At 68.1% G+C, this 26,695-nt stretch carries 34 protein-coding genes and 1 pseudogene; 27 read left to right on the forward strand and 8 right to left on the reverse strand.

The genetic code is table 11. The features are described from left to right. Window positions 1–40 precede the first annotated feature (40 nt). From KY469_10740 to KY469_10855, 24 genes and pseudogenes are all read left to right on the forward strand, one after another. Entirely contained in the window at window positions 41–721 is a 681-nt protein-coding gene (locus KY469_10740) for a hypothetical protein (GenBank protein MBW3663566.1), read from the forward strand. A gap of 146 nt (window positions 722–867) precedes the next feature. Then, window positions 868–975, forward strand: a pseudogene (locus KY469_10745) (head decoration protein). 532 nt (window positions 976–1,507) lie between these two features. Next, complete coding sequence (locus KY469_10750; protein ID MBW3663567.1) at window positions 1,508–2,542, forward strand: major capsid protein; 1,035 nt, start codon at window positions 1,508–1,510, stop codon at window positions 2,540–2,542. Between the two features lie 17 nt (window positions 2,543–2,559). After that, the gene (locus KY469_10755; GenBank protein ID MBW3663568.1) at window positions 2,560–2,901 is read left to right on the forward strand and encodes a hypothetical protein; all 342 of its coding nucleotides are present in this window, start codon (window positions 2,560–2,562) and stop codon (window positions 2,899–2,901) included. A gap of 77 nt (window positions 2,902–2,978) precedes the next feature. Beyond that, window positions 2,979–3,371 carry a hypothetical protein gene (locus KY469_10760; GenBank protein MBW3663569.1) on the forward strand — a complete coding sequence of 131 codons (393 nt, stop codon included), beginning with the start codon at window positions 2,979–2,981 and terminating at the stop codon, window positions 3,369–3,371. Beyond that, window positions 3,368–3,691 carry a hypothetical protein gene (locus tag KY469_10765; protein MBW3663570.1) on the forward strand — a complete coding sequence of 108 codons (324 nt, stop codon included), beginning with the start codon at window positions 3,368–3,370 and terminating at the stop codon, window positions 3,689–3,691. The genes KY469_10760 and KY469_10765 overlap by 4 nt, the downstream gene beginning before the upstream one ends. Further along, the gene (locus KY469_10770) at window positions 3,692–3,937 is read left to right on the forward strand and encodes a hypothetical protein (GenBank protein MBW3663571.1); all 246 of its coding nucleotides are present in this window, start codon (window positions 3,692–3,694) and stop codon (window positions 3,935–3,937) included. Between the two features lie 103 nt (window positions 3,938–4,040). After that, window positions 4,041–4,451 (forward strand): hypothetical protein, encoded by a 411-nt coding sequence (locus tag KY469_10775; protein ID MBW3663572.1) that lies wholly within the window; start codon window positions 4,041–4,043, stop codon window positions 4,449–4,451. 59 nt (window positions 4,452–4,510) lie between these two features. Next, window positions 4,511–5,071 (forward strand): phage tail protein, encoded by a 561-nt coding sequence (locus tag KY469_10780; GenBank protein MBW3663573.1) that lies wholly within the window; start codon window positions 4,511–4,513, stop codon window positions 5,069–5,071. Window positions 5,072–5,111: 40 nt separating this feature from the next. Continuing rightward, entirely contained in the window at window positions 5,112–5,318 is a 207-nt protein-coding gene (locus tag KY469_10785) for a hypothetical protein (protein MBW3663574.1), read from the forward strand. Between the two features lie 93 nt (window positions 5,319–5,411). After that, window positions 5,412–5,678 carry a hypothetical protein gene (locus KY469_10790; GenBank protein MBW3663575.1) on the forward strand — a complete coding sequence of 89 codons (267 nt, stop codon included), beginning with the start codon at window positions 5,412–5,414 and terminating at the stop codon, window positions 5,676–5,678. Next, window positions 5,624–6,166 (forward strand): DUF5361 domain-containing protein, encoded by a 543-nt coding sequence (locus tag KY469_10795; GenBank protein MBW3663576.1) that lies wholly within the window; start codon window positions 5,624–5,626, stop codon window positions 6,164–6,166. The genes KY469_10790 and KY469_10795 overlap by 55 nt, the downstream gene beginning before the upstream one ends. Window positions 6,167–6,249: 83 nt before the next feature. Beyond that, on the forward strand, window positions 6,250–8,586 hold the full coding sequence (locus KY469_10800) for a tape measure protein (GenBank protein MBW3663577.1): 2,337 nt from the start codon (window positions 6,250–6,252) through the stop codon (window positions 8,584–8,586). After that, a complete protein-coding gene (locus KY469_10805; protein ID MBW3663578.1) occupies window positions 8,586–10,166 on the forward strand; it encodes a hypothetical protein in 1,581 nt (526 codons plus the stop codon). The genes KY469_10800 and KY469_10805 overlap by 1 nt, the downstream gene beginning before the upstream one ends. Then, window positions 10,163–11,230 carry a hypothetical protein gene (locus KY469_10810; protein ID MBW3663579.1) on the forward strand — a complete coding sequence of 356 codons (1,068 nt, stop codon included), beginning with the start codon at window positions 10,163–10,165 and terminating at the stop codon, window positions 11,228–11,230. Before KY469_10805 ends, KY469_10810 begins: the two co-directional genes overlap by 4 nt. Beyond that, window positions 11,227–11,811, forward strand: coding sequence for a hypothetical protein (locus tag KY469_10815; GenBank protein ID MBW3663580.1), 585 nt, complete (start codon window positions 11,227–11,229; stop codon window positions 11,809–11,811). The genes KY469_10810 and KY469_10815 overlap by 4 nt, the downstream gene beginning before the upstream one ends. A gap of 212 nt (window positions 11,812–12,023) precedes the next feature. Next, window positions 12,024–12,287 (forward strand): hypothetical protein, encoded by a 264-nt coding sequence (locus KY469_10820; protein MBW3663581.1) that lies wholly within the window; start codon window positions 12,024–12,026, stop codon window positions 12,285–12,287. A 53-nt stretch (window positions 12,288–12,340) separates the two neighbouring features. Then, window positions 12,341–12,598: a hypothetical protein gene (locus tag KY469_10825; GenBank protein MBW3663582.1), complete on the forward strand. Its 258-nt coding sequence runs from the start codon at window positions 12,341–12,343 to the stop codon at window positions 12,596–12,598. Between the two features lie 70 nt (window positions 12,599–12,668). Then, the gene (locus KY469_10830) at window positions 12,669–15,782 is read left to right on the forward strand and encodes a hypothetical protein (GenBank protein MBW3663583.1); all 3,114 of its coding nucleotides are present in this window, start codon (window positions 12,669–12,671) and stop codon (window positions 15,780–15,782) included. Between the two features lie 254 nt (window positions 15,783–16,036). Beyond that, window positions 16,037–16,288, forward strand: a complete 252-nt coding sequence (locus KY469_10835) for a hemolysin XhlA family protein (protein ID MBW3663584.1) — start codon at window positions 16,037–16,039, stop codon at window positions 16,286–16,288. Then, window positions 16,285–16,812 carry a hypothetical protein gene (locus KY469_10840; GenBank protein MBW3663585.1) on the forward strand — a complete coding sequence of 176 codons (528 nt, stop codon included), beginning with the start codon at window positions 16,285–16,287 and terminating at the stop codon, window positions 16,810–16,812. Before KY469_10835 ends, KY469_10840 begins: the two co-directional genes overlap by 4 nt. Continuing rightward, window positions 16,809–17,063 carry a hypothetical protein gene (locus tag KY469_10845; GenBank protein ID MBW3663586.1) on the forward strand — a complete coding sequence of 85 codons (255 nt, stop codon included), beginning with the start codon at window positions 16,809–16,811 and terminating at the stop codon, window positions 17,061–17,063. Before KY469_10840 ends, KY469_10845 begins: the two co-directional genes overlap by 4 nt. Then, window positions 17,056–17,955, forward strand: coding sequence for an N-acetylmuramoyl-L-alanine amidase (locus KY469_10850; GenBank protein ID MBW3663587.1), 900 nt, complete (start codon window positions 17,056–17,058; stop codon window positions 17,953–17,955). The genes KY469_10845 and KY469_10850 overlap by 8 nt, the downstream gene beginning before the upstream one ends. Before the next feature lie 3 nt (window positions 17,956–17,958). Continuing rightward, window positions 17,959–18,144 carry a hypothetical protein gene (locus KY469_10855; protein ID MBW3663588.1) on the forward strand — a complete coding sequence of 62 codons (186 nt, stop codon included), beginning with the start codon at window positions 17,959–17,961 and terminating at the stop codon, window positions 18,142–18,144. A gap of 214 nt (window positions 18,145–18,358) precedes the next feature. Here KY469_10855 and KY469_10860 read toward each other — a convergent pair whose 3' ends face one another. The 6 genes from KY469_10860 to KY469_10885 form a co-directional block, all read right to left on the reverse strand. Continuing rightward, on the reverse strand, window positions 18,359–18,625 hold the full coding sequence (locus KY469_10860) for a hypothetical protein (GenBank protein ID MBW3663589.1): 267 nt from the start codon (window positions 18,623–18,625) through the stop codon (window positions 18,359–18,361). Further along, on the reverse strand, window positions 18,622–18,852 hold the full coding sequence (locus KY469_10865; protein MBW3663590.1) for a hypothetical protein: 231 nt from the start codon (window positions 18,850–18,852) through the stop codon (window positions 18,622–18,624). The genes KY469_10860 and KY469_10865 overlap by 4 nt, the downstream gene beginning before the upstream one ends. Before the next feature lie 13 nt (window positions 18,853–18,865). Beyond that, window positions 18,866–21,163: a cell wall-binding repeat-containing protein gene (locus tag KY469_10870; protein MBW3663591.1), complete on the reverse strand. Its 2,298-nt coding sequence runs from the start codon at window positions 21,161–21,163 to the stop codon at window positions 18,866–18,868. 210 nt (window positions 21,164–21,373) lie between these two features. After that, entirely contained in the window at window positions 21,374–21,778 is a 405-nt protein-coding gene (locus KY469_10875; GenBank protein MBW3663592.1) for a hypothetical protein, read from the reverse strand. 1 nt (window position 21,779) lies between these two features. Further along, window positions 21,780–22,277 carry a hypothetical protein gene (locus tag KY469_10880; GenBank protein ID MBW3663593.1) on the reverse strand — a complete coding sequence of 166 codons (498 nt, stop codon included), beginning with the start codon at window positions 22,275–22,277 and terminating at the stop codon, window positions 21,780–21,782. 31 nt (window positions 22,278–22,308) lie between these two features. Then, window positions 22,309–22,473 (reverse strand): hypothetical protein, encoded by a 165-nt coding sequence (locus tag KY469_10885; GenBank protein ID MBW3663594.1) that lies wholly within the window; start codon window positions 22,471–22,473, stop codon window positions 22,309–22,311. Between the two features lie 122 nt (window positions 22,474–22,595). Between KY469_10885 and KY469_10890 the strand changes: the two genes are divergently transcribed. Then, entirely contained in the window at window positions 22,596–23,780 is a 1,185-nt protein-coding gene (locus KY469_10890) for a Fic family protein (protein ID MBW3663595.1), read from the forward strand. Here the strand turns inward: KY469_10890 and KY469_10895 are convergent. Beyond that, window positions 23,777–23,983 (reverse strand): hypothetical protein, encoded by a 207-nt coding sequence (locus KY469_10895; protein MBW3663596.1) that lies wholly within the window; start codon window positions 23,981–23,983, stop codon window positions 23,777–23,779. The genes KY469_10890 and KY469_10895 overlap by 4 nt on opposite strands. Window positions 23,984–24,077: 94 nt before the next feature. Here KY469_10895 and KY469_10900 point away from each other — a divergent pair, with 94 nt between their 5' ends. Further along, on the forward strand, window positions 24,078–24,710 hold the full coding sequence (locus KY469_10900; protein MBW3663597.1) for an ATP-binding protein: 633 nt from the start codon (window positions 24,078–24,080) through the stop codon (window positions 24,708–24,710). Further along, window positions 24,707–25,834, forward strand: a complete 1,128-nt coding sequence (locus tag KY469_10905) for a DNA-protecting protein DprA (protein ID MBW3663598.1) — start codon at window positions 24,707–24,709, stop codon at window positions 25,832–25,834. Before KY469_10900 ends, KY469_10905 begins: the two co-directional genes overlap by 4 nt. A 3-nt stretch (window positions 25,835–25,837) precedes the next feature. Here the strand turns inward: KY469_10905 and KY469_10910 are convergent, their stop codons facing one another. Continuing rightward, window positions 25,838–26,689 carry an alpha/beta hydrolase gene (locus KY469_10910; GenBank protein ID MBW3663599.1) on the reverse strand — a complete coding sequence of 284 codons (852 nt, stop codon included), beginning with the start codon at window positions 26,687–26,689 and terminating at the stop codon, window positions 25,838–25,840. Window positions 26,690–26,695 lie beyond the last annotated feature (6 nt).

Raw genomic sequence — 26,695 nt, forward strand, 5'->3', positions numbered from 1 at the left:
GCCGTCCAAGGCGACGGCGCCAAGCCCCAGGAGGGCACACATGCGACACCTGCGACGCATCACCACCGTGACCGACCCACAGACCGGGAAGGTCTACCCCATCCCTGCCGGGGCCGAAGACGGCGACGGGGGCGGGGACGGGGACGGGAAGGGCACCGAAGGTGAAGGGTCTGGTGACGGCGACGGCGGCGATGCTGAGGGTTCCGGAGACGGAACAGCCGGCGACGGTGGCGCCGACACGAAGTCACAGCAGACCGCTTCGAAGCCTCCGTGGGGTTCGGACGAGGAGTTCGACCCCGAGAAGGCGTGGAAGCTGATCCAGAACCTCCGCGGCGATGTCGACGAGCTGAAGCCCAAGGCGGCCAAGCTCAAGGAACTCGAGGACGCCGACAAGACCGAGGCGCAGCGCGCGGCCGAGCGGGCCGCCGAAGCGGAGAAGCGCGCCGCCGAAGCCGAGGCGCAGGCCGCCAAGCTCGAAGCCGCCGTCAAGCACGGGCTGACCGAGGAAGACCTCGACCTGCTCGGGACAGGCACCCCCGAAGAGATCGCGGAGCGAGCCGAGAAGCTCGCCGCCCGCCTCGGATCGAGCCAGGAGAGGCCGCTACCACCGTCGTCCCGCAGGCAGGGACGCGGAGGGAGTTCATCCAAGCTCTCAGCCAAGGAGAAGGGGCTCGAAGAGGCCCGCCGACGGTTCGGTGAGCCCGCCAAGAGCAACCAGTAGCGGATCGGGCACACGTCCGGCCGTCGACAACTTGAGAGGAGCACACCATGTCCTACATCGGTGTGGAAACCACCCAGTACCAGGTCGAGGACCGGTCGTGGGATCTCAGCCCCCACGGCAGCGAGCCGGGCACGACCCCCAGCATCACCCTCGACGTGTCCACCTTCACGGCGGGCACCCACTATCCGGACGGATATCTGCCGTCCGGGCTGCCGCTCGGCCGCATCACCGCGACCGGGCTGTACGGACCGTACGGCGGCCGCACCAACGAGGTGCAGACGATCGATCTCGGCGCGGCCACCGCCGGCTCGATCACGATCACCTTCGACGGTGAGACGACCGGGGCGATCGCCTTCAACGCGAGTGCGGCCGCTGTGCAGACCGAGCTCGAGAACCTCTCGAACATCAACCCGGGCGATGTCGTCGTGACCGGCGGACCGCTGCCGGGAACGATCACGCTCACGTTCGGTGGCCAGTACGCCGGCGTCAACGTGCCCGAGGTCACCGTCACGCCGACTGGCCTGACCGGTGGCACCGTCACGGTCACGACGACCACGCAGGGCGGCTCGGCCGTGTCGGATGGCCGCGAGGTTGCAGCTGGGCTGCTGTTCGCGTCGGTGAAGGTGCCGGACACGGCCGACACGACCAAGGATGTCGGTGGCGCCCTCAAGGTCCACGGCTTCGTGGACGCGGCCAAGCTCCCCGTCGCGCTCGACGCGGCCGGGCAGGCCGACCTGACCCTCATCCACTTCGCCTGACCAGGCGCCAACCGAGAGGAACAGCATCATGGCGATCTTCTTCGACGCGCCGGTCGAACCCGACGCGCTCACCACGTTCATCCGCGAGGTCCCCATCCCGTCCGAACTGCGTCTGCTGGAGGAGTCGGGCGAACGATTCGAGACCGACAACACGATCGACTGGGCCGAGATCACCCAGACCAACCGCACCGCGCGGTACCGCAGCTACGACGGGCGGATCCACGTGTCGGCGCGCGACACCGGCGAGGAGAAGCGCGTCAAGTTGCTGCCGCTGTCGACGTCGCTGTCGATGGGCGAATACGAGCGGCTCCAGCTCGAGTTCGCCCGGACCGGCGGCACCCGACAGGAGGCACTCGCACGCGCCATCTACAACGACGCGGAGCGGCTCACCCGCGAGGTGCAGAACCGGCTCGAGCAGGCCATCGGTGACGTGCTCACCGACGGCAAGCTCACTATCAACGAGGGCGGGTTCGTTGGCGAGGCCGACTACGGCGTCCCCGCCAACCAGATCGTGACGGCCGCCATCGCGTGGACCGACACGACCAACGCCACCGTCCTGACCGACCTTGTTGCCTGGTACGACGTGCAGATCGGCAACGGGGTCATCCCCGAGGTGATTCGGACGTCCAACCGGGTCATCCGTCTGATGACCAAGAACAAGGAGATCATCGACGCCGTCCACGGCTCGACTCAGGGACGCACACGCGTCACCATCGATGACTTGAACAGCCTCCTGGCATCCGAGGGGCTGCCGCAGGTCGTCGCTTCCTACGACACGCAGGTCGACGTCGATGGGACCGCCACGCGGACCATCCCCGACGACCGGCTGCTGTTCACGCCGGCGTCGCTGACCGATCTGGTGCAGGTCGCGATGGGCATCTCCGCGACCGCGCTCGAGCTCGTTGACTCCAACCTGGCTGAGATGGATTTCGAGGAGGCTCCTGGCATCGTCGGGGTCGTGGAGAAGATCGGCCCCCCCTACCGCGAGTTCACGTTCGTGGATGCGGTCGGGATGCCCGTCCTCACCGACGCCAAGCGGCTCTTCGTCGCTGACGTCGCCTGATCAGGAGGGATCACATCATGAGCGCCAAGAAGCTCAAGACCGATGTCCACGTCGCCAACGAGGCGGGCGAGACGCAGGTGTTCAAGGCCGGCACCACCCCTCCCCCGGAGGTGGCTAACAGGATCACCAACCCCAACGCCTGGGAGGAGGGCGACACGTCCGCCCAGGACGCCACCGACGATGCGGGTGGGGAGGCCCCGGCACTGCCGGACGATGCGCCGCCCCGCGCCGGGAAGGGCTCCGGAACCGAGGAGTGGCGCGCCTACGCGACCGAGAAGTTCGGGCTGGAGCTGGCTGAAGACGCCAGCCGTGACGACATCATCGAGGCGGTCTCGGCGGCTCACACCGCCAACGGCTGACCGCCCCGCCCTGGGGCGGGTCGTGACCGTCCCGCCCCAGGGCTTCCTCGTGCCGGACCGTCCCGGAGGGTCGAGCGATGCCTGAGCTGCCACTGCTCGCCACCATCGACGACTTGCAACGGCGGGTCGGACAGATCGACCCGGACTCGGTCGACCGGGCCGAGTCGCTGCTCGCCTACGCGTCCAGCCTCGTACGCGCCGACGCGAACCGCCGGTGGGAGACCGACCCTCCCGAAGAGCTGGTCGAGGTCGTCGTCGGCATGGTCGAACGTGCCCGCGACAACCCCGCGGGGCTCACCCAGGACACTGTCGGTCCGTTCTCCGTCTCGTACGGACCCGAGGCCGCTCAGCGCGTCTACCTGACCAAGGGTGACCGGGCCATCATCCGTTCCGCGGCTGGAGGCGGAGCGTTCACAGTGCCGCAACGGACCGGACCTGCCGGCTGGCACGGTGGCAGGTCGTCCTGGTGACGGGAGAGACCGTCACCCTCCACCGCCACGCAGCAGGTGGCACCGACGCGCACGGCAACACCACCTACACCTACACCGACGAGACGGTCGAGGGGGCTGCGGTCGCGCCGCGTCAGGGCGAGGAGACCGGCAACAACCGCGATACCGCCATCGTGGGCCTCACCGTCTACCTCACCCACGAGGTCGAGATGAGTCCACTGGATCAAATGACGGTCCGTGGCGTGCGCTACAGCATCGTGGGTGAACCGGGCCTGTGGGTCAGCCCGCACACGGGCGTGACCCGCGGAGTCCAGGTCGCTCTGGAACGGATCGAGGGGTAGATGGCACGCGTCAAGATCCGCCTCACCCGCAACGGGCCCCGCCTACTGCGCCAGTCCGCCGGTGTCGCCGCAGACCTGGCCGCTCGCGCGGAACGGATCGCCGCCGCCGCGGGACCCGGCATGGTCGTCGACACCAGGATCGGCAAGAGCCGTGCCCGAGCCTCCGTGATCGCCTCCACGCCGCAGGCACGACGAGCAGAGGCCACGGGTCGCGCCCTGACCCGCTCCATCGACGCAGGACGATGATGATGGCCACCGTGAAGGTCGACCTCGCCAAGCTCACCGTCTGCAAGACGTGCGGTGCCGTTGTCGCCGATAAGCGGACACACGAGAAGTGGCACCGGGACTGATGAGCGACCCGGTGGCGTTCCCCGACATCGAAGCGGCCTTGGTGGCCTGGCTCCCCACCGTCCTGGCCGCCCACGGCATCGACCAGCCCGTCACGACCCGCGTCCCCAACCCCCGACCTGCCAGGTTCATCCGGGTCGTGCGCACCGGCGGCCCGCAACGCAACGTGGTGGTCGACGGGGCGCAGGTCACGTTCGAGTGCTGGGACGACGACGCCCCCGCTGCGGCTCATACGGCCCGAATCGTTCGTGCCGTCGTCGCCGCAGCCCGCAACGTGCGGACCCCGTCCGGCGAACTGATCTACCACACCGACGAGTTCTCCGGCCCGGCACTACTCCCTGATGTGTCGGGCCAGCCCCGCTACTCGTGGACCGTGCAGCTTCACACGCGAGGCGTACCACTGCCGGTCTAGCCAGCGCGCCCCCCTGAACCGCCGCCGCCCGGTGGCCGACTCTGCAGAAGGAGAGAACCATGCTAGATGCGACCAAAGTACGCGTCGGCGTGACCGGTGCGGTGTACGTCGCCCCAGAAGGAACGGCTCGGCCGACCGACGCGACTGCGGCCCTGATCGCCGCGTTCGTGGACGTCGGCTACATCTCCGAGGACGGCGTCACCGAGAGCCAAGACGAGGACGTCGAGGACATCACTGCGTGGCAGAACGGCGCGAAGGTCCGCAAGGTCAAGACCAGCCACGACCTGATGTACAGCTTCACCATGATCGAGACGTCCGCGGTCACCCTGCGCGAGTACTACGGCAACTTCGCCGCGGCCGACTCCGTCGCTGTCGGCAACCCCGTCGACGACACCGTAGAGATCGACGGTGTCGAGCTGCCCCACCGCGTCTGGGTCCTGTCCGTCCTCGACGGTGAGCACGTCCTACGGGTCGTCATCCCCGATGGTCAGGTCACCGAACGTGGCGACATCACCTACGTCAACGGCGAAGCGGTCGGGCGCGAGGTCACCATCTCGTGCTTCCCCGACGCCAACGGGAACAAGGCCTACATCTACATGGCCGAGGTCGCAGTCGTCTGATCCGACACGCCCGCTGAGGCGATGGTCGCAGGAGGTCAACATGCGAGAAGTCACTTTCAACGGTCCCCAGAACGCGCTCCGCATCTCGGGGTCGGGTCGGGTGCTGCGCCGCGGCGACCGCACCGAGGTCACCAACGACGAGGCAGACCTGCTCGCCGACTCCGGCCACGACGTCACCATCCACCGGACCAAGTCCGACACGGACGAGAACGGGTCGGGGACCGACGGCACGGGCGACGGCGAGTGACAAGCGCCGGGGAGGCGGGACCGCGCTGGCCCGCCTCCCCGGTGACAACCCCACTCCAGCGCATCAGCGTCCAGCGCAACAGGAGCCAGCGCGATGACAAACGAGCAGTTCCACCACCGCCTCGACGACGGCCGCGAAATCGTCCTGCCCCACATGCGCAACATCAAGGCCGGGCTCATCCGCAAGGTCCGCCGCCTCAGTGAAGCCGACCAGACGTTCACGATCCTCGAAGCCGTCGCCGACGACGATGTGCTGGCGATCATCGATGACCTCAAAGGCCACCAGCTCGAGGAGCTGATGGAGGCGTGGGAGAAGGCGTCGGTGTCGCTGGGGGAATCCTCGGCCTCTACGGGCTCGTAGAGCAGCACCGTGAGGCCATCGACTACGACCTGCTCACCCTCGGCCTCGACCTAGGCGATCTTGGCACTCCCCGTCTCGACTGGTCGCGGCTGAGAGCCGTGGTGGTGTACTCGCCGGCCACGTCTGCCCTGGCCAGCTCCATGCACGGCGACGCCGCTTCGTGGTCCGTCAGCGACCATCTCCTCGCTGCGGCTGTTGACGCGCTGAACGCGGGCAACTGGCAGCGTGGAGGAGGCAAGGGACGCCGGCCCAAGCCAGTGGCACGACCAGGTGAGAAGCCCAAGGATCAGCGGCGGTTCGGCACCGGGAAGATGTCGCTGAGTCAGGCACAGGCGTTCTTCGCCCGGATCAACCGTCCCGAGCCCGTGCGCGCTGCCGAAGTAGAGGCGTCCTGTACCGCTGAGGGCTGTTCCCGGCCGGTCCACGCACGCGGGATGTGCTCCATGCACTACAAGCGCTGGTGGCGTCAGAGCCGCAGCTCACCGTGAGCGCTGTCCTGCCCTCGGTCGTCGCCCTCCGAGGACCTCATCCCGTTCCCCGGCACGGCGAGTGCGCGACACGGAGGTAGGCGATGGCTGCTGTCGAGCTCGCCACGGCCTACGTCCAGCTCTTGCCCTCGACGAGAGGGATCAAGAAGCAGCTCGACCGGGAGCTGTCGGGACCGGCCGCCGAGGCGGGTCAGAGGGCCGGCGAGAGAGCCGGTGGGCGTTTCTCGGGGGCGTTCACCGGGATCGTATCGACGGCGTTGAAGGTGGGCGGGGTCGCGGCCGCGGCCGCGTTCGGGGCATCGCTGGTCAAGGGCTTCGGCCGTCTGAAGGCGATCGACGACGCCCGGTTCAAGCTCGCCGGTCTCGGCCACGACGCTGCCGTGGTCGACGCGATGATGACGGACGCGCTCGCGTCGGTGAAGGGGACCGCGTTCGGGCTGGGCGAGGCCGCCTCGATCGCCGCCTCCACCGTCGCGGCCGGCATCAAGCCTGGGAAGGAGCTGCAGCGGACCCTGTCGCTGACGGCGGATGCCGCGTCGATCGCGGGGATCTCGCTGGGCGAGATGGGCTCGATCTTCAACAAGGTCGCGGCCGGCAACCGCGCCACGATGGAGGAGATCAACCAGCTCGCCGACCGTGGCGTCCCGATCATCCAGTGGCTCGCGGATGAGTTCGGGGTGACGGCGCTGGCCGTCCGTGACATGGTCTCCGACGGCGAGGTCGACTTCGCCACGTTCCAGAACGCCATCGAGAAGAACATCGGCGGTGCCGCCCTCAAGGCGGGCGAGTCGTTCACGGGTTCGTTGGCGAACATGGGTGCGGGGCTGGGCCGGTTCGGCGCGATCATCCTCGGCCCCGCGTTCGAGGCTGCCAAGGGCTGGTTCGCCGGCATCACCGACGGACTCGACCTCCTCGCCGCCAGAATCGCCCCGTTCGTGCCTGTCATCGCCGACAAGCTCGCTGGCGCGTTCGCTGTCGTGACCGGCTGGCTCGGCCAGTTCGGGGGCTGGTGGAGCGAGCACGGCGACGCCGTCATCGGCATGGTCATCACGCTCGGAGGCGCGGTCGGTGACGTCCTCGTCGGCGCGTTCGACGCGGTCGTGGGGATATGGAACAGCGTCGTCAAGCCCGCCTTCGACGCCGTCATGCGCAGCCTCACCTCGACCGACGGGCTACTCCGCAGAGGTCTGCTCGTAGGGTTCGGTCTGCTCGTCACGGCACTCTCCGGGGTCGGCGGTGCGCTGTCGGCTGCGGGCCGCTGGATGACGGCGAACAAGGGCGTCATGCAGGGCATCGCGACGTTCCTCGCGGTCGTGTTCGTCCCCCACTGGATCAAGCTGGGCATTCAGGCCGTGGTGGCGTCGCTGCAGGTCGCGGCGGCGTGGGTGGCGTCCGCGGCGGGTGGGGTAGCTGCGGCTGCGGCGACGTCGCTGAACATCGGCAAGATGATCGCCCGCTGGGCATGGGCCGGCGTCAAGTCGCTGCTCCACGCCGCCAAGGTCGCCGCGGCGTGGGTCGTCGCGATGGGTCCGGTCGGATGGGTCATCGCCACCGTCGTTGGCCTGGTCGCGTTGATCGTCGCGAACTGGGACAAGGTCGTCGCGTTCACCCGCAAGGCGTGGACCTGGGTGACCGACAAGCTCCGCTCGGCGTGGCGGATCGCGGTGGACGTCGTCAAGGTCGGCATGCGAGTCGTCCTGGCGTCGATGACGGGCGGCATGTCCGAGGTCGTGCTGTGGGTCGTGCGCAACTGGGACCGGGTCACGGCCGCGTTCCGGGGCGCCCGCGACCGTCTCGTATCGATCGTGACCGGCATCCGTGACCGGGTCGTGGGGTTCTTCGTGTCGCTGCGGGATCGGCTCGTGGCGATCGCCACGGCGATACGTGACCGGGTCGTGGGGTTCTTCACCCGCCTCAAGGAACTCGCCGTCGCCAAGGTCACGGACCTGGTGACGGGTGTGCGCACCCAGTTCGACCGGGTCGTCGAGTTCATCAAGGGGATGCCCGGCCGCATCGCGAGGGTCGCGTCGGGGATGTGGGACGGCATCAAGGACGCGTTCCGGGCCGCGATCAACTGGATCATCAGGGCGTGGAACCGGCTCGAGTTCCGCATCCCCGGGTTCGACCCTCCCGGGCCCGGACCGAAGTTCAGCGGGTTCACCCTCGGCGTTCCCGACATCCCGCTGCTCGACAAGGGTGGCGTGGCCATGTCACCGACCCTGGCGATGATCGCTGAGCGCCGTCCCGAAGCGGTCATTCCGCTCGACAAGGCCTTCCCGGTCGCCGCACCACCACAGGTCCCGTCGACACTCGTGGTGGTCGATGCGGACGGGACGCTGATCGGTCGGATGCGGGTCGAAGCCGACCGGCAGCTCGACACCCACGACCGTCGCCACGCGCTTGAGTTGCGGGCCTCCTGATGCCTACTGCCGACGTCACCCTCCGCCCCAACTCGACCGTCTCGCTCGGATCTACCTGGTCCGTGCAGGGCACCACGGCACACGCCGCGGCCAGCGACGACAACAACGCGACCTACCTCCAGACCTCCGCGCCGCACTCGACTAGCAAGGCCGTCGTCGGCGTCGCTGACGTCGCCTCGCCGGCCGGGTCGAAGATCGAGGCAGTCAGGGTCCGCGGGATCGTCGGGGTCGCTGGCGGAACACCCGGTACAACCACGAAGTTCTCCTTGGGCCTCCTGGGACCGATCGTGGGCGGGGCGGTCACCTACGACGTAGGCCAGAGCTTCACGCATGACGCTGACGGGCCGATGGTCAGCTGGACGTCGCAGTGGTGGACGAGCAATCCGCAGGCCGAGTTCACCGACGCAAGTCTCGATGGTGCGCAGGTGACGGTGCTGCACTTCACCGGTTCCGGCGCACCGTCGCTGCGGGTCGCTGAGCTTTACGTCGATGTGGATTGGAACGAGCGCCCGACCGTCGCGTTGACCGGCCCGGCGACACCGGTCACTGACACGTCCCGCCCTCTCGTCACCTGGACCTACGCCGACCCCGAAGGCGACGCACAGTCCGGCTTCGAGGTCCGGATCTACCTCGAAGCGGACATGCCCGGCACGGGATGGCCTGCCGACCCCGACGACGGCACGATCACCGCGGACCCGGTCTACACCTCCGGGGACGTGTCGTCGTCGAATCCCCAACATCAGGTCGACACGCTCGACAACGACACCGCCTACCGCGTGTACGTGCGGGCCCGTCAGGTCTGGTCCGGCGACGGAACCCACTGGTCGGGCTGGGTCCACGCCACCTTCACTCTCGACCTCGCCGCCCCACCGCCCCCGACGCTGACGGTCACACCCGATCCCGACACCGCCAACGTCGTCCTCGACGTGTCGAGCGCAGCCCCGGTCGTAGGCGAGATCGAGCCGGAGTGGTACCAGGTCCAGGCTGACTGGGGCGACGGGACGTGGGTGGAGGTGCGTGGCGCCACTATCGATGGGCGTGAACTCGAACCGGACATGTCTCGTGACGCGACCGTGGTTGACCGCGAGACACCCTTCAACACGGTGGTGTCCTATCGGGCCCGCGGCGTTGCGGACGTGACTGGTGAGATCGTCGCCGGGCCTTGGTCGACGACGAAGATCGCGACGCTCGCGAACGAGCTGCGGTGGCTCACCGACCCGCTCGACCCTTCTGTGGGCGGGTCGGTGTGGGCCGACCGGGTGGAGCGCGGGTTCGTGCCGGGCCGGCAGCACGTCCACATCCCTGCCGCCGGCGGTGACGTGACAGTCGTCCTGGCGGTCGTCGAGTCAGAACCGGTCGTGCAGCGGATCGTCGTCGAGGGCCTGACGTTCGACGACGACAGCTACGCCACGATGGAGACGCTGCTGCGCTCCAGAAGGACGCTGCTGTACCGCGACCGTCGCCTGCGTGCGTACGTCCGGTGGGAAGCGGGCCGTGACCTGGCTCCGCGGTTCCACGATGCGGCCCGTATCGACGGGTGGCGCGGGGCGCTCGTCGAGGTCGCCAGGCCGTCCCCGTGAGCAGCCTGGATGTTCTGACCCGTGAGGGGGCGCTCGTCACGTCCCGCGCCGAGGTGGGCCCTCCCGGTGGACCGTACGTCGGGGTGGCTGTGGTGGACGGGCAGGTGATCTACGACGTGTCTCGCCGCGTCATCCGTACCTGCCAGGTCACGCTGCAGACGGACTCGGCGGGCCTGCTGGCCCCCACCGGGACGCTGCTGCGCCTGTACCGCGGCGCCGTCGACCCGCGCACCGGCACCGAGTTCGAGGAACCCGTCGGGGTGTACGCGTTCGAGGAAGACAACGTCACCCGCCGCTCCGGGGTAGTCGAGATCGCCGGGTTTGACTTCACCCAGCTCGTCTCCGATGCCCGGTGGGAAGAGCCCTACGAGGTCGCGGCGGGGCAGCCGATCGACGAGGCGCTCGCGGCGGCGCTGCTGACCCGCATCCCGTGGCTCACCGCCGCCGACCTCATCTTCACCCCCACGTCGCAGACGACCACGGCCGTGGTGTGGGGTGAAGAGCGCGAGAACGACCCGTGGGACGACCTGGACAAGATGGCCAAGTCGGCCGGGATGTGGCTGTACTGGGACCGTGCAGGCCGTGCTCGTCTCGACCCGGTACCGGATCCTGACACCGACCCGGTGGTGTGGACCTACCAGCCCGGCGAAGCCACCTACGTCGATGCGAACCGTCGCAGGTTCGGCCGGGTACACAACGTCGTCGTGGCGACCGGTGAGCCTGCAGACGACAGTCCTCCGGTGAGGGCGACGGCGGAGGACGACGACCCGAACTCGGCGAGCTACGTGGGCAAATACCGCCGCCCCTACTTCCTCACGTCACCTTTCATGACCACCGATGCTCACGTGCAGGGTGCGGCTGATGCACAGCTCCGCCGCCTGATCGGTCTCGCCGATGAGGTCGCGATGATCGCGATTCCCGACCCGCGCCGCGACGTCGCCCAGGTCGTCGCCGTTGCCGACCCCGACCTGGGCGGTGTGGACGGCCGGTTCGTCCTGGACGCCGTCGCTCTACCGCTCCGTCCTGGCGAGATGGCGCTAGTGACGCGCAGGCGCAGACTGTGACCGCCGACAGGTTGCCGCTGGGGCTGCGTGATCTCCGCCAGGCCGAGACCAGCGGCGACGACGGAACCACCCTCACCCACCCGACCCTGAGCAAGGGGGTCGTCACCGCCGTCGACCCGCTGTTCGTGGACGGGCTGCCCGCATCGAACATCACTGGTGGGGTGCTCGCCGTCGACGACACGGTGTGGAAGCTGGTCGACCAGGGACGGCGGTTCATCTTCGGCATCGCGACAGTCCCGACGCCTTGGACCGCCCTGCCGTTCAACGCTGGATGGAGCGATCGCGGGAGCGGATGGGCTCCCGGCATGTACCGCAGAGTCGGCGACATCGTGCACTTGCGCGGCACCGTCACCAAGTCCACCGTCCCGGCCGCAGGCGACATCATCGCGACCCTCCCGGCAGGGTTCCGCGCGCCCGATGATCTCGCATTCCTGTTCAACACCGAGACGATCACGCTCGGCCGTCTGGTCATCCGACCCACCGGCGCGATCGAGTGGCGAGCCGGGACGGCCTCGGGCGGCAGCGCCGACTTCGTCCACCTCAACAGCATCTTCTGGTCCGTCACAGCCGCACCCGCCTGACCCATCGACGTGATCCAACACGGGAGCCTGAACGATGGTCGCGTTCGTGGCGGTCGGTACTGGCGCGTTCACCGTCGAGTCGTCGGTCACGAACTGATCGTGGCTGCGCATCGAGGACGTCCGGGGCCGCCTAGGACCACCACCGCGAGCATCGATCAGGAAGGTCCGTCGTGGCTTGGACGGTTCCTCCACCTTGAGCACAGGAGCCTGACATGCCGCAGTTCGACGTCGGAACCACTGCGATCCAGATCGTCACGGGCGCATACAAACGCCCCACGGTCCGCAACCTCGGACCCGGCAACGTCGGCCTTGGCTACACCAACCAGATCACCGTCGCCACGGCCGGGATCTACCTCAAGCCGGGCGAAGCGTACGAGTGGCCTACCGATCTCGGCTGGCCCGACGTCGGCGAATCATCAGTGTGGGCGATCGCGTCTGCGGCCGACACCGACGTCCGGGTCGAACAAGTCGGGTGAGTCCCTGACACAGCGACTGGTGGTCTGAGATGCCGTACACGACAGCGTCGAGCATGGACGTTCGAGCCGTCCGTGTAGCGACGGGTTCGATCGGCGCTACGGGCGAGGCCGACATCACGGTCACGTTCCCGACCGCGTTCCCCGACACGAACTACACGGCGACCGCGATCGTGGAGATCGACGACCCGGGCGAGTCGTTGCGTGTCCGTCGGATGCGGGTCAAGACAGCCGACTCGTGCGTGGTGAACGTCGTCAATAACGCGATCACGTCCAGAACCGGCACGTTGCACGTGATCGCGATTCACGACTAGGCGGCTGCTGACGCCCTGTCCACGCACTTAGGTAGGAGATCGTCGTGATCACCGATTATGGAGGCCCGTTGTGGCGTTGACCGTGGTCACCGTCACCGGCACCTACCTCGAGCGTGCCACCGGCGAGGCCGCCTCGGGGTCGGTGTCGTTCAAGCTTTCCGGCGCGATGGCCGACTCTGCCGACGACAAGATCGTTGCGCCTCGAACGATCAGCGCGGATCTGGATGAGAACGGACACATCAGCGTCGATCTGTACGCGACCGACGACCCCGGCATCCAGCCGCAGGGGCGCGTCTACACCGTCACCGAGCGGATCGTCGGGTCGCCGATCCGGATCTACACCATCGACGTCCCCCACGGTGCGGCCGGTGCGGCCGGTGCGACCATCGACCTGGCCGACGCAATACCAGTCGACGGCACCACGGCCACGTACGTGCTGACGGCAGCCGTCGTGACGTTCGACCCGTCCGGGCTCGCGGTCGTGACGGGTAACACGGTGCAGGGGGCCATCGAGCAGTTAGACGCCGCCTCAGGCGGTGGTGGTGCCGACCTCGCGGCCCACGAGGCAGACAGCCTCGCCGTTCACGGTATCGCTGACACGGCCGCGCTCGAGACCCAGGCGGGCGCCCAGGCCAAGGTCGACGCTCACGTCGGCGACGTGGACGACGCGCACGACGCAGCCGCAGTCAGCGTCGCCCTCGCGGCGGGCCTCGCCGCGACCAACGTGCAGGCCGCGTTGGCGGAACTTGAAACTGAGAAAGAGACCCCCGCAGGCGCGCAAGCCAAGGTCGACGCGCACCAGGCCGACACTAGCGCCGTTCACGGTATCGCCGACACGTCGCTGCTTGAGACTCAGGCGGGCGCTCAGGCCAAGGTCGATGCTCACGTCAACGATGTGGCGGATGCACACGACGCGTCCGCGGTTAGCTTCGCCCCCGTGGTGGGAGCGAATCTCGCCGCGACCAACGTGCAGAACGCGCTGGCGGAACTCGACACCGAGAAAGAGACTCCCGCGGGGGCGCAAGCCAAGGTCGATGCCCACGCCGACGACGTGACCGGGGTCCACGGTGTTGGTTTGTCCACCGTCGAGTCCGTGGCCGGAGCCCAAGCGAAGGCAGACGCGGCAGAGACGGACGCGAAGCAGCACGCCGACGCCGCCGACGCTGCCCACGTTGCTGCCGCCGCGGACCCTCATGCTGCTGCTGATTACCAGACCGGGGCCGAGGTCGCCGCGACCGTAGAGGCACACCGGGCAGACACCACCGTCGTTCACGGGATTGCCGACACCGCCGCTCTTGAAACCCAGTCCGGGGCGCAGGCCAAGGTCGACGCTCACGTCAATGACGCAGTAGATGCGCACGATGCCGCTGCAATCAGCTTCGCTCTCGCGGCAGGCTTCGCAGCCACGGACGTACAAGCCGCGCTCGTGGAGCTAGAAGCTGACAAAGAGACTCCCGCCGGAGCGCAGGCGAAGGTCGACGCTCACCAGGCAGACGGTACGGCCGTTCACGGGATCGCCGACACGTCGCTGCTCGAAACGCAGTCCGGGGCGCAGGCGAAAGCGGATGCGGCCGAAGCCGACGCGATCGCTCACGCGGACGCTCAGGACGCGGTCCACGCCGCCGCCGCCCCTGCACACGCTGCGTCCGGTGTGTCGTTCTCTGACACGGGCCTGGCCGTCGTCACCGGGGTCACCAATGTGCAGGCTGCACTCGCCCTGGTCGACGCCGAGCTGGATGCGGCTAGCGCCGCGTTGACCGGCCGGTTCCCGGTGGCGGAGTATGGGGCGTTGGCCGACGGCATAACCGATGACGCCGCAGCGATCCGGGCCGCCCTCGCTGCGGCTAAGGCGGCGGGCGGCGGGTGGGCCCTGCTCGAGGCCGGTAAGACCTATCGGGTGGACTCGACGCTGGTTATCGACGACGACCATGTCGGGCTTGCCTGTCCGGTGGGTGTCGGGGCGTATGTTTTCGACAACAGCTCACCGGCGGCCATCATCAAGTGCGGTGCCCGCCTAGTCGGCGGCGCGGTGGTGCGCATGACCGGCGAGGTGCTCGGCCGTCGCCTGTTCGGCGGCGGCGTCATGGGCGTCGGCATCCACTGTGGGACGACCGGCACGCACGCCGACCGGGGCCTAGAACTCGTCTCAGTTGCGGGGGCAGAGTTCGACGTCATGATCACCCACGTCCAGGCTGGCGGAGTGGGGCTGCTGTCCACGACCAACCCGGCCGCGGCAGCGCAAGCGGGAGACACCCAAGAGAACATGTTCTACCGGGTCGCGGTGCGTTTGACCGAGAACCACTCCGGGACCTGCATCCGGTTGGAATCGGGTGCAGCCGGAAGCAACACGAGCCTGAACTGGTGGGGCGAGGTATCGGTCCTGTACGGCGACGGGCACGGGATAGATCTGGCCAACGCGGACAACGAGTTCTTCACGCGCATCCGTGGCTTCCGCTTCGCCGCCTCCACGACCGGCAGATGCCTCGTGTTCCGCCGGGACCCGACGGGCGGGACGAACCGCGCTCGCAACAACACCTTTGCCTTCGTGCAGCCTACGGCGGGCGGCGTCCACTTTGAGGGCGACGACGGCGGGGCAGCCAATCCTCCTGAACACAACCACATTCTGTCTTACTCGCTCGACAACGGCGGCATCAAAGCCACCTTCGACGCTGGCGGTGAGAACAACCCGATCACGTACAACACTGGTGTACGTGCCGGGGAAGCCGACGCCATATTCAAGCGGCTGACCGCCGACTTCATCATCAACAACACCGCGATACTCACCCCCATCAATGAGTTGTCGTTCGTCGGTCGGTCCAACGGCATCTACATCGTGGACTACACGCTGTTCGTGACAGGTCCCGACACCGCTGACGTACAGGTTGCGCTGGACGTTCCCACGGGCGCAACGCATGAGATCGGCCTGGACGGCATCGGCCCAGCGGTAGCCGGGAGCACAACAGTCGGCTCGGCCCAGATGGCGGCGCTGACCACCGATGCTGGGGGTGAGGGGAGGGCCATCGGAACGTTGGCGACCACGCCCACCGTCCTACGAATGCGTGGCCTGGTCACCATGGGCGTCGCGAAGGGGTCGATCACGCCGATGATCCGTCAAAACACTGCGGTAGTAGGCGACACGACCGTGCGCATCAAAAGCTTCGTAGAGGCACGACGTGTCTCCTGATATGTCGTGCTCGACCGCTGAGCGCCCACTAGGTACAGGCCAGGCGAACTACCAACTAGTTCTAAACGCGCCTTGTTAGAAGCTCGGTTCTTCCAACGGAACTCGCCGCCCCGTTCGGACACGTCGCATCGCCGTGACGGTGCCAACCGCCTTTTCATCATCTCGCTCAGGAGCCTCGCCGTGTCGATCCTGACCAGCAGCGTCCTCCGCATCGTCAACGAGGTCCTCCCCCTCGCGCCGGTGACGGAGCCGACGTGACCGACAACAACATGACCTCCGGCGAGATCCGGCGCATCCTCGCCCGCATCGACAGCCAGCTCGCCCGCATCGACGACCAGATGGTCTCCCAGGACGTATTCAAGCTCGCGATAGGCAACGTCCAGGACGACATCAAGGAGCTCAAAAGCGAGACGACCTGGGGCCGACGCGCGATGGTCACCGCGCTGCTGTTCCCCATTTTGGTGATGGTCATCGGGGCGCTGGTCATCTTGGCGGTGACATCATGAGCAGGTTCGGGACGTGGTGGCGGGGCAGCTGGCGACCGGCGCTGGTGTGGGCCGGCATCGCCGGCGGCGCGATCCTGATCGGGCTGCTCGCCGGGACGCTGATCGAGAACGCCACCGCCCGTCGCGACTCCGAGGAAGCGCTACGCAACTCCCTGGCCCAACTGTCCGAACAGCGGGCCGCGAACCTGCGCCGCTTCGACCGGATGCAGAACTCCATCGATGATCTCGCCGAGGAGGTCGCGGGGGGGCGGGCGACCATCGGGCGGCTCGAGGCACAGGTCGCGGCGCTGCGGTCTCAGATCCGCGCATCCGGGCAGGAGCCCTTCGGTGGCGATGGCCTCGAACCGTCCCCTTCCCCGTCGAGGAGCTCGACCCCGCGACCGACACCGTCCCCGTCGCCGTCGCGGTCACCGTTCCCGCACCCCAGGCCTTCACCGTCTCCGTCTCCGTCTCCGTCTCCGTCGCCTACCTGCGACGTGTTCGTCACTCCATTCGGCTGCATCGACCCAAGGAACTCACGATGAAGTGGAGCAACGAACCCGTCATGTTGTCCGCGCTCGTCGCCGGGCTGTTCATCGCGGCGTCATCGGCGCTGGTCCTGCTCGACAGCGGCGCGACCCTCTACCTCGCCATCGGTACGGCGCTGGGCCAGCTGGGCATCGTGACCGGCGGCGGCGCGGTCGCACGCAGTCACGCGTGGGGTCCGAAGACCGTCGACACGATCATGGATGCCGACGTGGTCATCGCGGCGGCCGAGCGTGGCGAGCATGGCTGACATCTCCGCGCGGCTGCAGCGGGTCGTCGCACGTCTCCGCACCGTCTGGGGCATCACCGTTGTGCTGGTCCCCGGGTGGGAGACCCGCGGCGCCGGTCAGATGAAGGTGCTGGTCGGTCACGTCCAGCATCACGTCGGCGGGCCCCGCACCGGCGATGCACCATCCCTGCGCACGGTCACGTTCGGACGGGCCAGGCTGCGCAACTCCCTGTCGATGTGGTTCACGGCTCGTACTAGCGGTGTTGCCTACCTCGTCGCTGCCGGAGTGTCCTGGCATGCGGGCCGCTCATCGTGGGGCGGCTACACGTCGCTGAACGACAAGTTCGCCGGGAACGAGGCCGAACATTCCGGCCAGGCCGACGAGCGCTGGACCGATGCGTCCCTGTACACGCAGGCCGCGATCGCGTACGAGATGTGCCGCGAGTTCGCCCATCCGCTTAGCAACATCGCCGAGCACAAGGAAGTTGCCACCCGGCGCGGTCGCAAGCCCGACCGGGTAGCGATCGACGGGTCCCGGTGGCGGCGTCGCATCGGCGCCATGAAGCCCCCCCACATCGAGGAGGTCGAGATGAAACGAGGCGACAAAGGGGCGCACGTGGTCGGATGGATCGACGCCGTGCCGCTACTTGCTGCGGCACTCGGCGTCGACGTCGCCGGTCTCGACCTCGCCGCCGACCGCAAGCAGTCCACCTTCGGCGGTGCGACCGAAGCCGCCACCAACCGGCTGCTCAAGGAGCTGGACCGTCCCGAGAACGGCATCGCCGACTCCGGACTGGTGTCGCTGGTCGCCCTGTTCCGACCCGCACCGTCTCAGTCGGTCCCCGAGCACCCCCACTCGGAGCTGGTCAAGAAGGGCTCGACGGTGACGATCCGCGGGACCATCGCCGGATGACCCGTGGAACCCTCGCCCGCCGCCGCGCCGCGGCCGGTCGCGTACCGCTGCCCCGTGAAGGGGTGTCGCCGCTGGATGCTCTGGCAGGTCGGACGGGGCGCGATCGTGTGGCACGTCGTGATCTGCGAGCCGTGCCTACACCAGCTCGAGCGCGCCACGAGTGTCTCCACGTCGTCGCAGGCTGCCTGATGGTCGCACTCCGCTGGGTCCTCGCCGACCTCCACCGCTACCACCACAACCGACCAGGCTCGACACGCCCAGGTCGACGCTGACGGACGAACCCAGCCAGTCCGCTACGCACACCTACGCAACGAACCGAACTACAGCGATGTAACACACCTGGCGGTGCCAGGACCACTACACGAGCCCCCGCCCCCTCACCGGGCGGGGGCTCGTCGCGTTCTCATGAGAGATCGTCGTCGGTGCCCTGACCGCGCCAGGCATCATCAACAGCTGACTGCATCGCCACAGCCTCAAGCAGCTCGCTCATCGGTACGTCACGCTCCTGCGCAAGCTCGTCCACGAACATCAGAGCGACACGCGCGAAGGCCTCGGCTGTGTCCCACCAGTCCTGCTCATCGGATGGCATCAGCCGCACCCATGCGTCAGCGTCACGATTGAGGCGAGCAGTCAACAGGGCGAGCACACGCCCCCACTGGTCCTCGTTCATTGGCGCGCTCGTCGTCGGGCACGATCGAGCAGTGCTTTCACATCAGTGAGTCGGGCCCGCACGTACGACCGGTTCGACACATCCTCGTCGATCACCATTCGGTTGATCGCGAGCACCAGCGCGCTGATTCCGGCGCTTAGATCGTTGATCTGCGACTGAAGAGTGCCCATGTCGTCGCGGACCTCTGCCGCGAGTTGCCGCAGATGAGCGGTGACATCTGGGTCCATGGTCCAGCCTTCCTCAGTAGCTGAAGGTGTCGACGAGGTTGTCGCCGGGGTCGTACAGCCGCAGGGTGTCGCCGTCGTTGTTCAGGGCGGCTGAGCCGCGCCCAGCGTGGCAGTGGTCGGCCCCGTCGTTGCCGTCACCGCTGTAGAGTCGGGCCGTGGCACCCGGTGCGATGCTGATGCCGCACCAGTTCAGCCGGTTGTTGGCGGCGTCGAGGACGTACCAGCCGGTCATGGTCACGTTCGACGAGGCGTCGTTGCGGACGGTGAGGTACTCGCCGCCGTCGAAGGCGACGTCGTCACCGGCAGGGTCCGCGACCACGCCGGTGATGGTGACATCGGCGGAGCCCGGTGGCGGAGTTGGCGACGGTTCCGGCGACGGTTCGGGCTCGGGGTCAGGGTCAGGGTCGCAACGGTCTGCGATGCGGTCACGGATGGCAGCTTCCACCGCGGCACTGATGGCGGCCGTCCCGCCGGTCAACGTCAGCGGCGAGAAGGTGCAGGCGTGCTCGTCGATCCAGTCGACCGTCGATGGCGACCGCGCTAGCTCGTGTCCGTGGACCAGATGCAGGATGCCGTCGGTTGCCGCGACGGCGGGGCCTGCCGCCAGCGCGTCGGGGAAGTCGAGCCCGGTCGCGAGCCAGGTCCGGGCCGGGTCGGCGCCAAGGTCGCGCGCACGAGCGGCGACCCGGTTCGACGTGTCGTAGCGATCGTCCCCGGCGATCCTGGCTACCGTCACACCGAGGTCGCGGATGGCTTGTTCGACGTCGGTCGACACAGCCGCTGGCCCACCCACGATCGTGGCTGTACCCACTCCGAGATCGCTGATAGCGCGCCGTGTCGCGGGCGGGAGCGCCTCGGTGGTGACGAGCAGCACGGGTTCACCCTGCCGAGCAGCGAGACCCGCGACGGACACGGCATCGGGCCATCCCCGACCGGGGTCGAGGTCCGCACCCTCGACGACGTAGACGTGATCGAGGTCGGGCCCTGCGACCTCGGCCGCGACGAGCTGGGCGGTGTGGAACCGGTCATCGCCGCCGATGCGGGACACGTCGCCGACGCCGGCGGCACGCACATCTTCCTCGACGTCTTCCGACAATGCCTCGGGACCGCCAAGCAAGATCGCGCGGGCAGGCGCCAGTCGACGCAGCTCATCGGCGACCTTTTCGTCGAGCCGGTCCCCGCCGGTCAGCAGGATCGGTCCGCCACGCTTGCGGGCCAGCGGTGCACCGGCGAGCGCATCCGGATAGCGGAACGCGAGCGCGATCACGACCGTGTCCACGGCGCCGTCACCGGGGAACGTCGCCTGCGAGATCAGCACGGAGGTGTGGATCCGGTCATCGCCCGCGAACCGGCGGATGTGTCCGCTGCTGGTAGACGCCTCGTCGAGCGTGAACGTGTCGTGAACCCCAGAGGCGGATGTGGTGATGGCGAACGAGGTACGGCCGGTGCTGGTCAACGTCACGTTGCCGTCGACGGGGTCGCCAGTGTCCGGGTGCTGGGTCTGGAACACGCGGCCCTTCTCGTCCCAGCGCGCGACCACGTCAGGATCTGGATGCCCGAAGCTGTTCTTGCCCACCGGGATGACCGCAGCCTGTGGCGACAGCGTCGACACGTACGTCTCGTTGGAGGAGAATCGGGCTCCGTGATGGTTCACCTTGACCGCGTCCACGTCGCCGTAGGAGGCTGCGACCGCCGACTCGACGTCGGCACGTGACCCCTCGTCCGTGCCGTTGACGTCACCGCAGGTGGCGATGTCGAGGTCGTCGTACTCGACCAGCAGACACACGCCACGGTCGTTCTCCTCGGTAACGGCCACACCGTCAGCGGCGGTGCCATCCGTGCCGGCCGAGATGACCGTGAACGTGACCCGGTCCGCCCCGGAGCACAGCGAGAACGCATCCCCGATGTCGACGGGCTGGCGGACCGTCTCGCCGGTCACCCAGTCGAAGTAGCTGCGGTAGGTGTTGGAGTCCTTGACGGTTCGGTCGCCGCCACGGTCGTACACCGCCGCGACGCCGACTCCTGTGGCCTGGCCCACGTCCTGCACGTCGCCGAGATGGTCGGCGTCGTAGTGCGACACGCTCATCCATCGCAGCTCCGACCGAGACCCCCACGCGTCGAGTTGCGCCAGGACCTCGTCGGCCGCACCGGCGTTGGCATCGACCAGCCCCACGTCGCCGCACGGGGCTCGGTACAGGGCTGCGTCGCCTTGCCCGACGGCGAGCCACACCACCTCGAGATGACTGGTTGCGCTGGCAGGTGCGAGGATGGTGGCGGTCAGGGCAGCAGTGGCGAGAAGCGTGCGGAACATCAGGACCCCCGTGGTCGCTCGTCGGCTCCGCGACCCTACCTGCCGGTCGCATGCTGGGGGATGGGTTTCTAAGACGGCATCCCCGACGGATGGGTCCCCGAGGACGGGTCGTGACGACACCGCGGATGCAGCTGGGCCTGGTCAACTGGATCGAGGCCCCGGACCGGCCCGCCGAGGTCGATGTTGACGACCTGGGCTACAGCGTCTCGGTCAACGGTTCGAGTGCCACATCAGGACCGGGAACGAGACCTCACCCTCACCTTCTAGCGAGACGCGAACCTCGTACTGTCCGGTGGTTGGCAGCACCACATTCTCGAACTCGACGGTCATAGGTAGCTGCAAGGGCCAGTCGTCGGGTACGCCGTCGGGCCAGCGGTCGAGGCTGAACAGTCCGTCCGCTCCCGCGATGATGTTGCCGCCAGGGTCGACCATCTCGGCGGACCACGCCGTCATCCGGTCGTCTGCGAAGACAGAGAAGACGAGCACGACGGCTAGCTTGTCGAGTTCGACCGGAGTCTTCCGAAGCCCAAGGTCGTTCCAACCCGCCCCCGCGGCCCAGAAGTGACGGCCGCGCAGCTCGGCGCCACGCGCCATCGTCACGAACTCGAGCTGCACGTCAGCCCGATCCCAGCCCGACGAACCCCTGACCGATCTCGATGCCTGCTCGGCAGTTCTCGAACCGGCTGCTCATCATCGTCATGCCACCGATAACCAACCTGTCCGGCTCCACGGTGATGCGGTCGCCTCCAGAGGTGAAGAACGATCCCTGGTCGACGACGACCTCGTCCCGGGACTCGACCGAAGCGTGGAACACGACCTGATCCGTGGCTCCATCGGTCAGCGACAGATCGCTCGGGGACGTGGTGATCGTGTATCGGTCCTCGGGGTTGAACGTCCATGCGTTCCGTCGGAGCCGAGCGACGTGCGTGCCCTGCTCGTCGTACAGGTCGGCGGTGAGGAGCAGCTGCCGGTCCTCGCGGACTTCGAGGAAGATCTGGGGTTCTCCCCCCGCCAGGAGGATCGCGGGGGTGTTGATGAACTCGTTGGAGCCGAACACGAGACGCTTGAGCGGTCGTGCATCACGGGGTGTTGGTACGTCGTCGGGTTGCTGCATTGAACTTGAACTCCTACTGGGAGATGACGGCTCAGGCGCTGCCACTCGACCCGTGCGGCTGGGCTGGGCTCCTGAGCCAGGCGTACGCCTCCGCCAGTTGCAGCACCTTCAGCGGGAAGGTCTCCTTCTCCAGTAGATCAAGCACGTGACGCACGACGTCATTGTGCAGATCCCCGAGCTTTCGCTCCTCAGCCATCTACGCCTTCTTCCATCGGTTAGGTCTCGCGTAGGCTACCGTCTGAACTGGACAACCGCACGGACATCGACATGGACAGGTAACTGGTCTACAATCTTCCCTCCGTCGCGAAGGGCATCTGAATGAGCAACGCGGCATTGCTACGGCGGTACCAGGAAACCCATCCATGGATTGACTTCACAGCCGACCTCAAGGCGTTGAGTCACAAGACATGGATGCTGATCGGTGAGGCGCAGTCGAAGTGCGAACACATCGCCGGGGTGCCGTTGAAGCCGATGGAGCAGGACTCCCTCAACAACATCTATCTGTCGAAAGGTGTCCACGGCACCACGAGTATCGAAGGCAACACCCTCACCGAGGAGGAAGTTCTCAAGATCATCGAGGGCGACCTGGACCTTCCTCCGTCGCGGGAGTACCAGCAGCAGGAGATCGAGAACATCCTCGCCGCCTACAACCACATCATCGGTGATGTGGTTCATGGGCGAACGCTGGAACTCACGTCCGAGCGGATCAAGATGTTCAACCGCATGGTCCTGGAGGAGACCGAGCTGCGGGACGGTGTCACCCCGGGACAGTTCCGCACCGACCAGGTAGGGGTTATGCGCTACCGAGCCGTCCCCGCTGAAGATGCGGAGTACCTCGTCGACCGCATGTGTCAATGGCTCCAGGACCTCCAGGTCGTCGACGACGAGATGCGCTTCGCGATCGCCGTCTTCAAGTCGATCCTCGCGCACCTGTATCTCGCATGGATCCACCCCTTCGATGACGGCAACGGCCGAGTCGCTCGACTCATCGAGTTCCAGCTGCTTATCGAGGCCGGCGTCCCCGTCCCCGCTGCTCACCTGATGAGCGACTTCTACAACCTGACCCGTGATCGCTACTACATCGAGCTCGACCGCACATCTACCCGACAGCCGTACTCCGTCGACGGGTTCCTTCACTACGCGATCCAGGGGTTCGTTGACCAGCTTCGCGACCAACTTCAGTTCGTCCGGGGGTTCCAGATGCGTGCGACGTGGGAGAACTTCGTCCACGGGGCACTCGGCAAGAAGAAGGAGACGCCAGCCCGGCGCCGTCAGAAGCATCTCGTCTTCGACATGCCGCACGACCAGCCGGTGACGCGCGACGAGATCCCTGATCTGAGTCCTCGGCTTGCGCGCGAGTACGCGGACAAGACGAGGAAGACCGTTACGCGCGATCTCACCGCCCTCTCGAAACTTGGGCTGGTCGTGCGCCGGGAGAAGGGCTGGATTCCGAACATCGCGGTGCTCGAAGGTTTCCTGCCACTCACCCATCCAACCGACTAGCCGTCGTCGCGGCGGGAGCCGTGTTCCTCGGCGTTGCCCCACTCGATCCGGTCGACCCTCCGGGACGGGTAGCTCGTCTCGCCGCCGTCGTCGCGGCGGATGCGGACCCAGTCGCCTTCGAGCGCGACCTCGACGTCGTGCAGGGTCTGAGGGACCGACTCCTGTTCCTTGTTCCAATAGACGGTGGCGGTACGGAACTGCATGATGACCTCCTGGTCGCTGATGTGATGTGGTGCGAGTATCAGGCGCGTTGGGTGGTCCCTCGCCACACTTGCCGCCTAGGGTGATTCACGCACCCTGGACCATCGAGGTGTCCTCTTCATCGATGAGCTGCTCGAGGTGCCCCGCGGTGTCTCCGACCACCTGCGTCAGCCCCTCGAGAACGGCTACGTGACGATCACGCGGACGAAGGCCACCGTGCGGTTCCCGGCTGAGGTCCTGCTCGTCGCGGCGACCAACCCGTGCCCTTGCGGGCACCTCGGTTCGCGGAGGCGGGCGTGCCGTTGCCGCCCGGACGAGGTGAAGCGCTACCGCAACCGGCTGTCGGGTCCGCTGCTCGACCGCATCGACCTGCAGGTCGAGCTCGGCCCGGTCGAGGAGTCCCGTCTCACCGGCCCCCCCGACGGCGAGGAGAGCCACGTGGTCGCCGAGCGGGTCGCCGCCGCACGGGCCGTCGCTCGCGACCGGTGGGGAGCCGGCGCGCTGAACCGTGGCGTGCCCTCGTCGCGTGTCCGCGAGACCGCGGAGCCGGGCGCGTTGCGGACCCTCGCCGCGGCGATCGAGGCCATGGGGCTGTCGGCGCGAGCCTTCGACCGCAGTCTGCGGGTCGCCCGGACGATCGCCGACCTCGCGGGCCGTGACACGATCGGCACCGACGACGTCGAGGAGGCAGTGGCTTACCGGCTGCGCGACCTCACGTCGGTCGCGTGAGCGCCCCCTGGGGGGACATCGCCGCGCCGGGAACGGACCCCGCGGTCCTCGAGCGGCTCGTGGCGACGATCGCGCGGCGCGGCGGTACCTCTCCCCTGGTCAAGCACGCCGTGGAGCTGGCGATCACCGAAGGCTCACTCGACCCCGACGACCTCCTCGACCGCATCGCACCCCCGACCACCCTCACCGAACGCCAGAGCATCATCCCGGTCGTGCGCCTGTGGCGGCAGCTGGGCGTGCGGGCGGCGGCCGTCGGCGATCCGGCCTACCCGTGGCGGCTCGCCCGCGGCTGGCCCGAGTCCGGCGCCCCGCCGCTCCTCGCGTGGCGTGGTCCGGCGGCTGGCATCCCCGACGTGCCGGCCGTCGCGATCGTCGGGGCGCGACGCGCGACCGGCTACGGAACTGCGATCGCCGCGTGGATCGCCGAGTCGGCGGGGCGCGCCGGTGTGCTGGTCGTCAGTGGGGGAGCTGTGGGCATCGACGCCGCGGCCCACCGGGCTGCGCTCGGCACGTCCGGAGCGACCGCGGTGGTGCTCGGCTGTGGCCACGACGTTCGCTACCCGCGACCACACGCGACCGTGGGCGGGCTGTTCGATCAGGCCCTCGAGGCGGGTGGGGCGCTCGTGTCGGAGTACCTGCCCGGCGTGGAGCCCAAACCGCACAACGTGGTCGCGCGCAACCGGGTCGTGGCGGGGATGGTCGACGCGGTCGTCGTGGTCGAGGGCAGCGACCGTTCCGGCTCTCTCCGGACCGCCGCCGCGGCCGCGGCCCTGGATGTGCCCGTCCTCGCGGTGCCCGGCGACGTACGCGCTCCGGGGTCCGCCGCGCCGCACCGTCTACTGGCCGAGGGAGCCGCTCCGTGCACGGGTCCGTCTGACGTGCTCGACGCCCTGGGACGGTCCGAGGTGGATCACGACCGTCCGGCGCAGACACCGTCGCCGTTGCCGGAGCCGGTGCACGCGGAGCTGGCTCGGCGCTGGCCGCGGGCGGTGGCGGTCGACGAGCTCGCGGCGATCACCGGCACGCCTGCCGGTCAGCTGCTCGCCGCGCTCACGCGGGCGCGGGTCGCCGGCTTCATCGCCGAGTCGGCCGAAGGTGTCCGGTTGTCGCGCGCCCCGCGGTGAGCCTCAGGCCTCGTCGGCGGCGGCCGTCAGGTACGGGACCCAGGCTCCGTCGAGGAACGACGCGATGGTGGGTACCAGGCGCCCGGGGAAGGTGCGCAGCTCGGCCACCGACCACGCGCGGACGAGCTCGGCGTTGGGTAGCTCGCGGACCAACGCGGACGCATCGTCGATGGGGTGCAGCAGATCTGCTGGGTGGCCGATCACCAACGTCGGAACCTCGATGCGCTCGCGGTCGCGACGGCTCGGGGCGATCTGGCCGGACGTGAGTCCGTGCAGCACGGCGGCCATGCTGCGGGGATCTGCCGAGGCGAGGTCGAGCAAGGCGTCGAACGCGTCGTAGCCGGTCCGGGGGAGGCGTCGGACCAGCGAGGTGACCACCCGGGCCGTGCGCGTCCCGTAGCGCAGCGCGATCAGGAGCGGCACGAACAGCAACGTAGCCGTGACCCCGCCCCGCTCCAGCACCGGCATCTCGAGCAGCAACGCACGTACGCGGTCGGGGAAGTCGTTCGCGACCTGGAGCGCCACGTTCGCACCGAGGGAGGTACCGCCGACGACCGCCTGGGCGACCTCGAGGTGGTCGAGCAGCCCCACGACCTGCTCAGCGTAGAACTCGATGCGGTGATCGAACGCGTACGGCGATCGGTCGCTACGGCCATGCCCCAGCAGCTCGAGGAGCACGACCCGGTGCCCCTCGGCGGCGAGGCGACGGGCGATCGCGCGGTTCATCCCCGAGCCCAGCAGCAGCCCGTGGAGGAAGACCAGCGTGTGGGGGCCCTCGCCGTGCACCTCGTAGACCAGCCTGTGACCGTCGTGCACGAACCACTGCGGCTCCGGCGGGGATGCGGACGCTGGCACGTCTCC

The sequence above is a fragment of the Actinomycetota bacterium genome (assembly GCA_019347575.1).
Lineage (GTDB): Bacteria > Actinomycetota > Nitriliruptoria > Nitriliruptorales > Nitriliruptoraceae > JAHWKY01.

Excerpts from the sequence above, each read along its gene's own strand:
- KY469_10740 (MBW3663566.1), top strand. The coding sequence starts at position 41 with ATGCGACACCTGCGACGCATCACCACCGTGACCGACCCACAGACCGGG.
- KY469_10750 (MBW3663567.1), top strand. The coding sequence starts at position 1,508 with ATGGCGATCTTCTTCGACGCGCCGGTCGAACCCGACGCGCTCACCACG.
- KY469_10755 (MBW3663568.1), top strand. The coding sequence starts at position 2,560 with ATGAGCGCCAAGAAGCTCAAGACCGATGTCCACGTCGCCAACGAGGCG.
- KY469_10760 (MBW3663569.1), top strand. The coding sequence starts at position 2,979 with ATGCCTGAGCTGCCACTGCTCGCCACCATCGACGACTTGCAACGGCGG.
- KY469_10770 (MBW3663571.1), top strand. The coding sequence starts at position 3,692 with ATGGCACGCGTCAAGATCCGCCTCACCCGCAACGGGCCCCGCCTACTG.
- KY469_10775 (MBW3663572.1), top strand. The coding sequence starts at position 4,041 with ATGAGCGACCCGGTGGCGTTCCCCGACATCGAAGCGGCCTTGGTGGCC.
- KY469_10780 (MBW3663573.1), top strand. The coding sequence starts at position 4,511 with ATGCTAGATGCGACCAAAGTACGCGTCGGCGTGACCGGTGCGGTGTAC.
- KY469_10785 (MBW3663574.1), top strand. The coding sequence starts at position 5,112 with ATGCGAGAAGTCACTTTCAACGGTCCCCAGAACGCGCTCCGCATCTCG.
- KY469_10790 (MBW3663575.1), top strand. The coding sequence starts at position 5,412 with ATGACAAACGAGCAGTTCCACCACCGCCTCGACGACGGCCGCGAAATC.
- KY469_10800 (MBW3663577.1), top strand. The coding sequence starts at position 6,250 with ATGGCTGCTGTCGAGCTCGCCACGGCCTACGTCCAGCTCTTGCCCTCG.
- KY469_10805 (MBW3663578.1), top strand. The coding sequence starts at position 8,586 with ATGCCTACTGCCGACGTCACCCTCCGCCCCAACTCGACCGTCTCGCTC.
- KY469_10820 (MBW3663581.1), top strand. The coding sequence starts at position 12,024 with ATGCCGCAGTTCGACGTCGGAACCACTGCGATCCAGATCGTCACGGGC.
- KY469_10825 (MBW3663582.1), top strand. The coding sequence starts at position 12,341 with ATGGACGTTCGAGCCGTCCGTGTAGCGACGGGTTCGATCGGCGCTACG.
- KY469_10840 (MBW3663585.1), top strand. The coding sequence starts at position 16,285 with ATGAGCAGGTTCGGGACGTGGTGGCGGGGCAGCTGGCGACCGGCGCTG.
- KY469_10845 (MBW3663586.1), top strand. The coding sequence starts at position 16,809 with ATGAAGTGGAGCAACGAACCCGTCATGTTGTCCGCGCTCGTCGCCGGG.
- KY469_10850 (MBW3663587.1), top strand. The coding sequence starts at position 17,056 with ATGGCTGACATCTCCGCGCGGCTGCAGCGGGTCGTCGCACGTCTCCGC.
- KY469_10860 (MBW3663589.1), bottom strand. The coding sequence starts at position 18,625 with ATGAACGAGGACCAGTGGGGGCGTGTGCTCGCCCTGTTGACTGCTCGC.
- KY469_10865 (MBW3663590.1), bottom strand. The coding sequence starts at position 18,852 with ATGGACCCAGATGTCACCGCTCATCTGCGGCAACTCGCGGCAGAGGTC.
- KY469_10870 (MBW3663591.1), bottom strand. The coding sequence starts at position 21,163 with ATGTTCCGCACGCTTCTCGCCACTGCTGCCCTGACCGCCACCATCCTC.
- KY469_10880 (MBW3663593.1), bottom strand. The coding sequence starts at position 22,277 with ATGCAGCAACCCGACGACGTACCAACACCCCGTGATGCACGACCGCTC.
- KY469_10885 (MBW3663594.1), bottom strand. The coding sequence starts at position 22,473 with ATGGCTGAGGAGCGAAAGCTCGGGGATCTGCACAATGACGTCGTGCGT.
- KY469_10890 (MBW3663595.1), top strand. The coding sequence starts at position 22,596 with ATGAGCAACGCGGCATTGCTACGGCGGTACCAGGAAACCCATCCATGG.
- KY469_10895 (MBW3663596.1), bottom strand. The coding sequence starts at position 23,983 with ATGCAGTTCCGTACCGCCACCGTCTATTGGAACAAGGAACAGGAGTCG.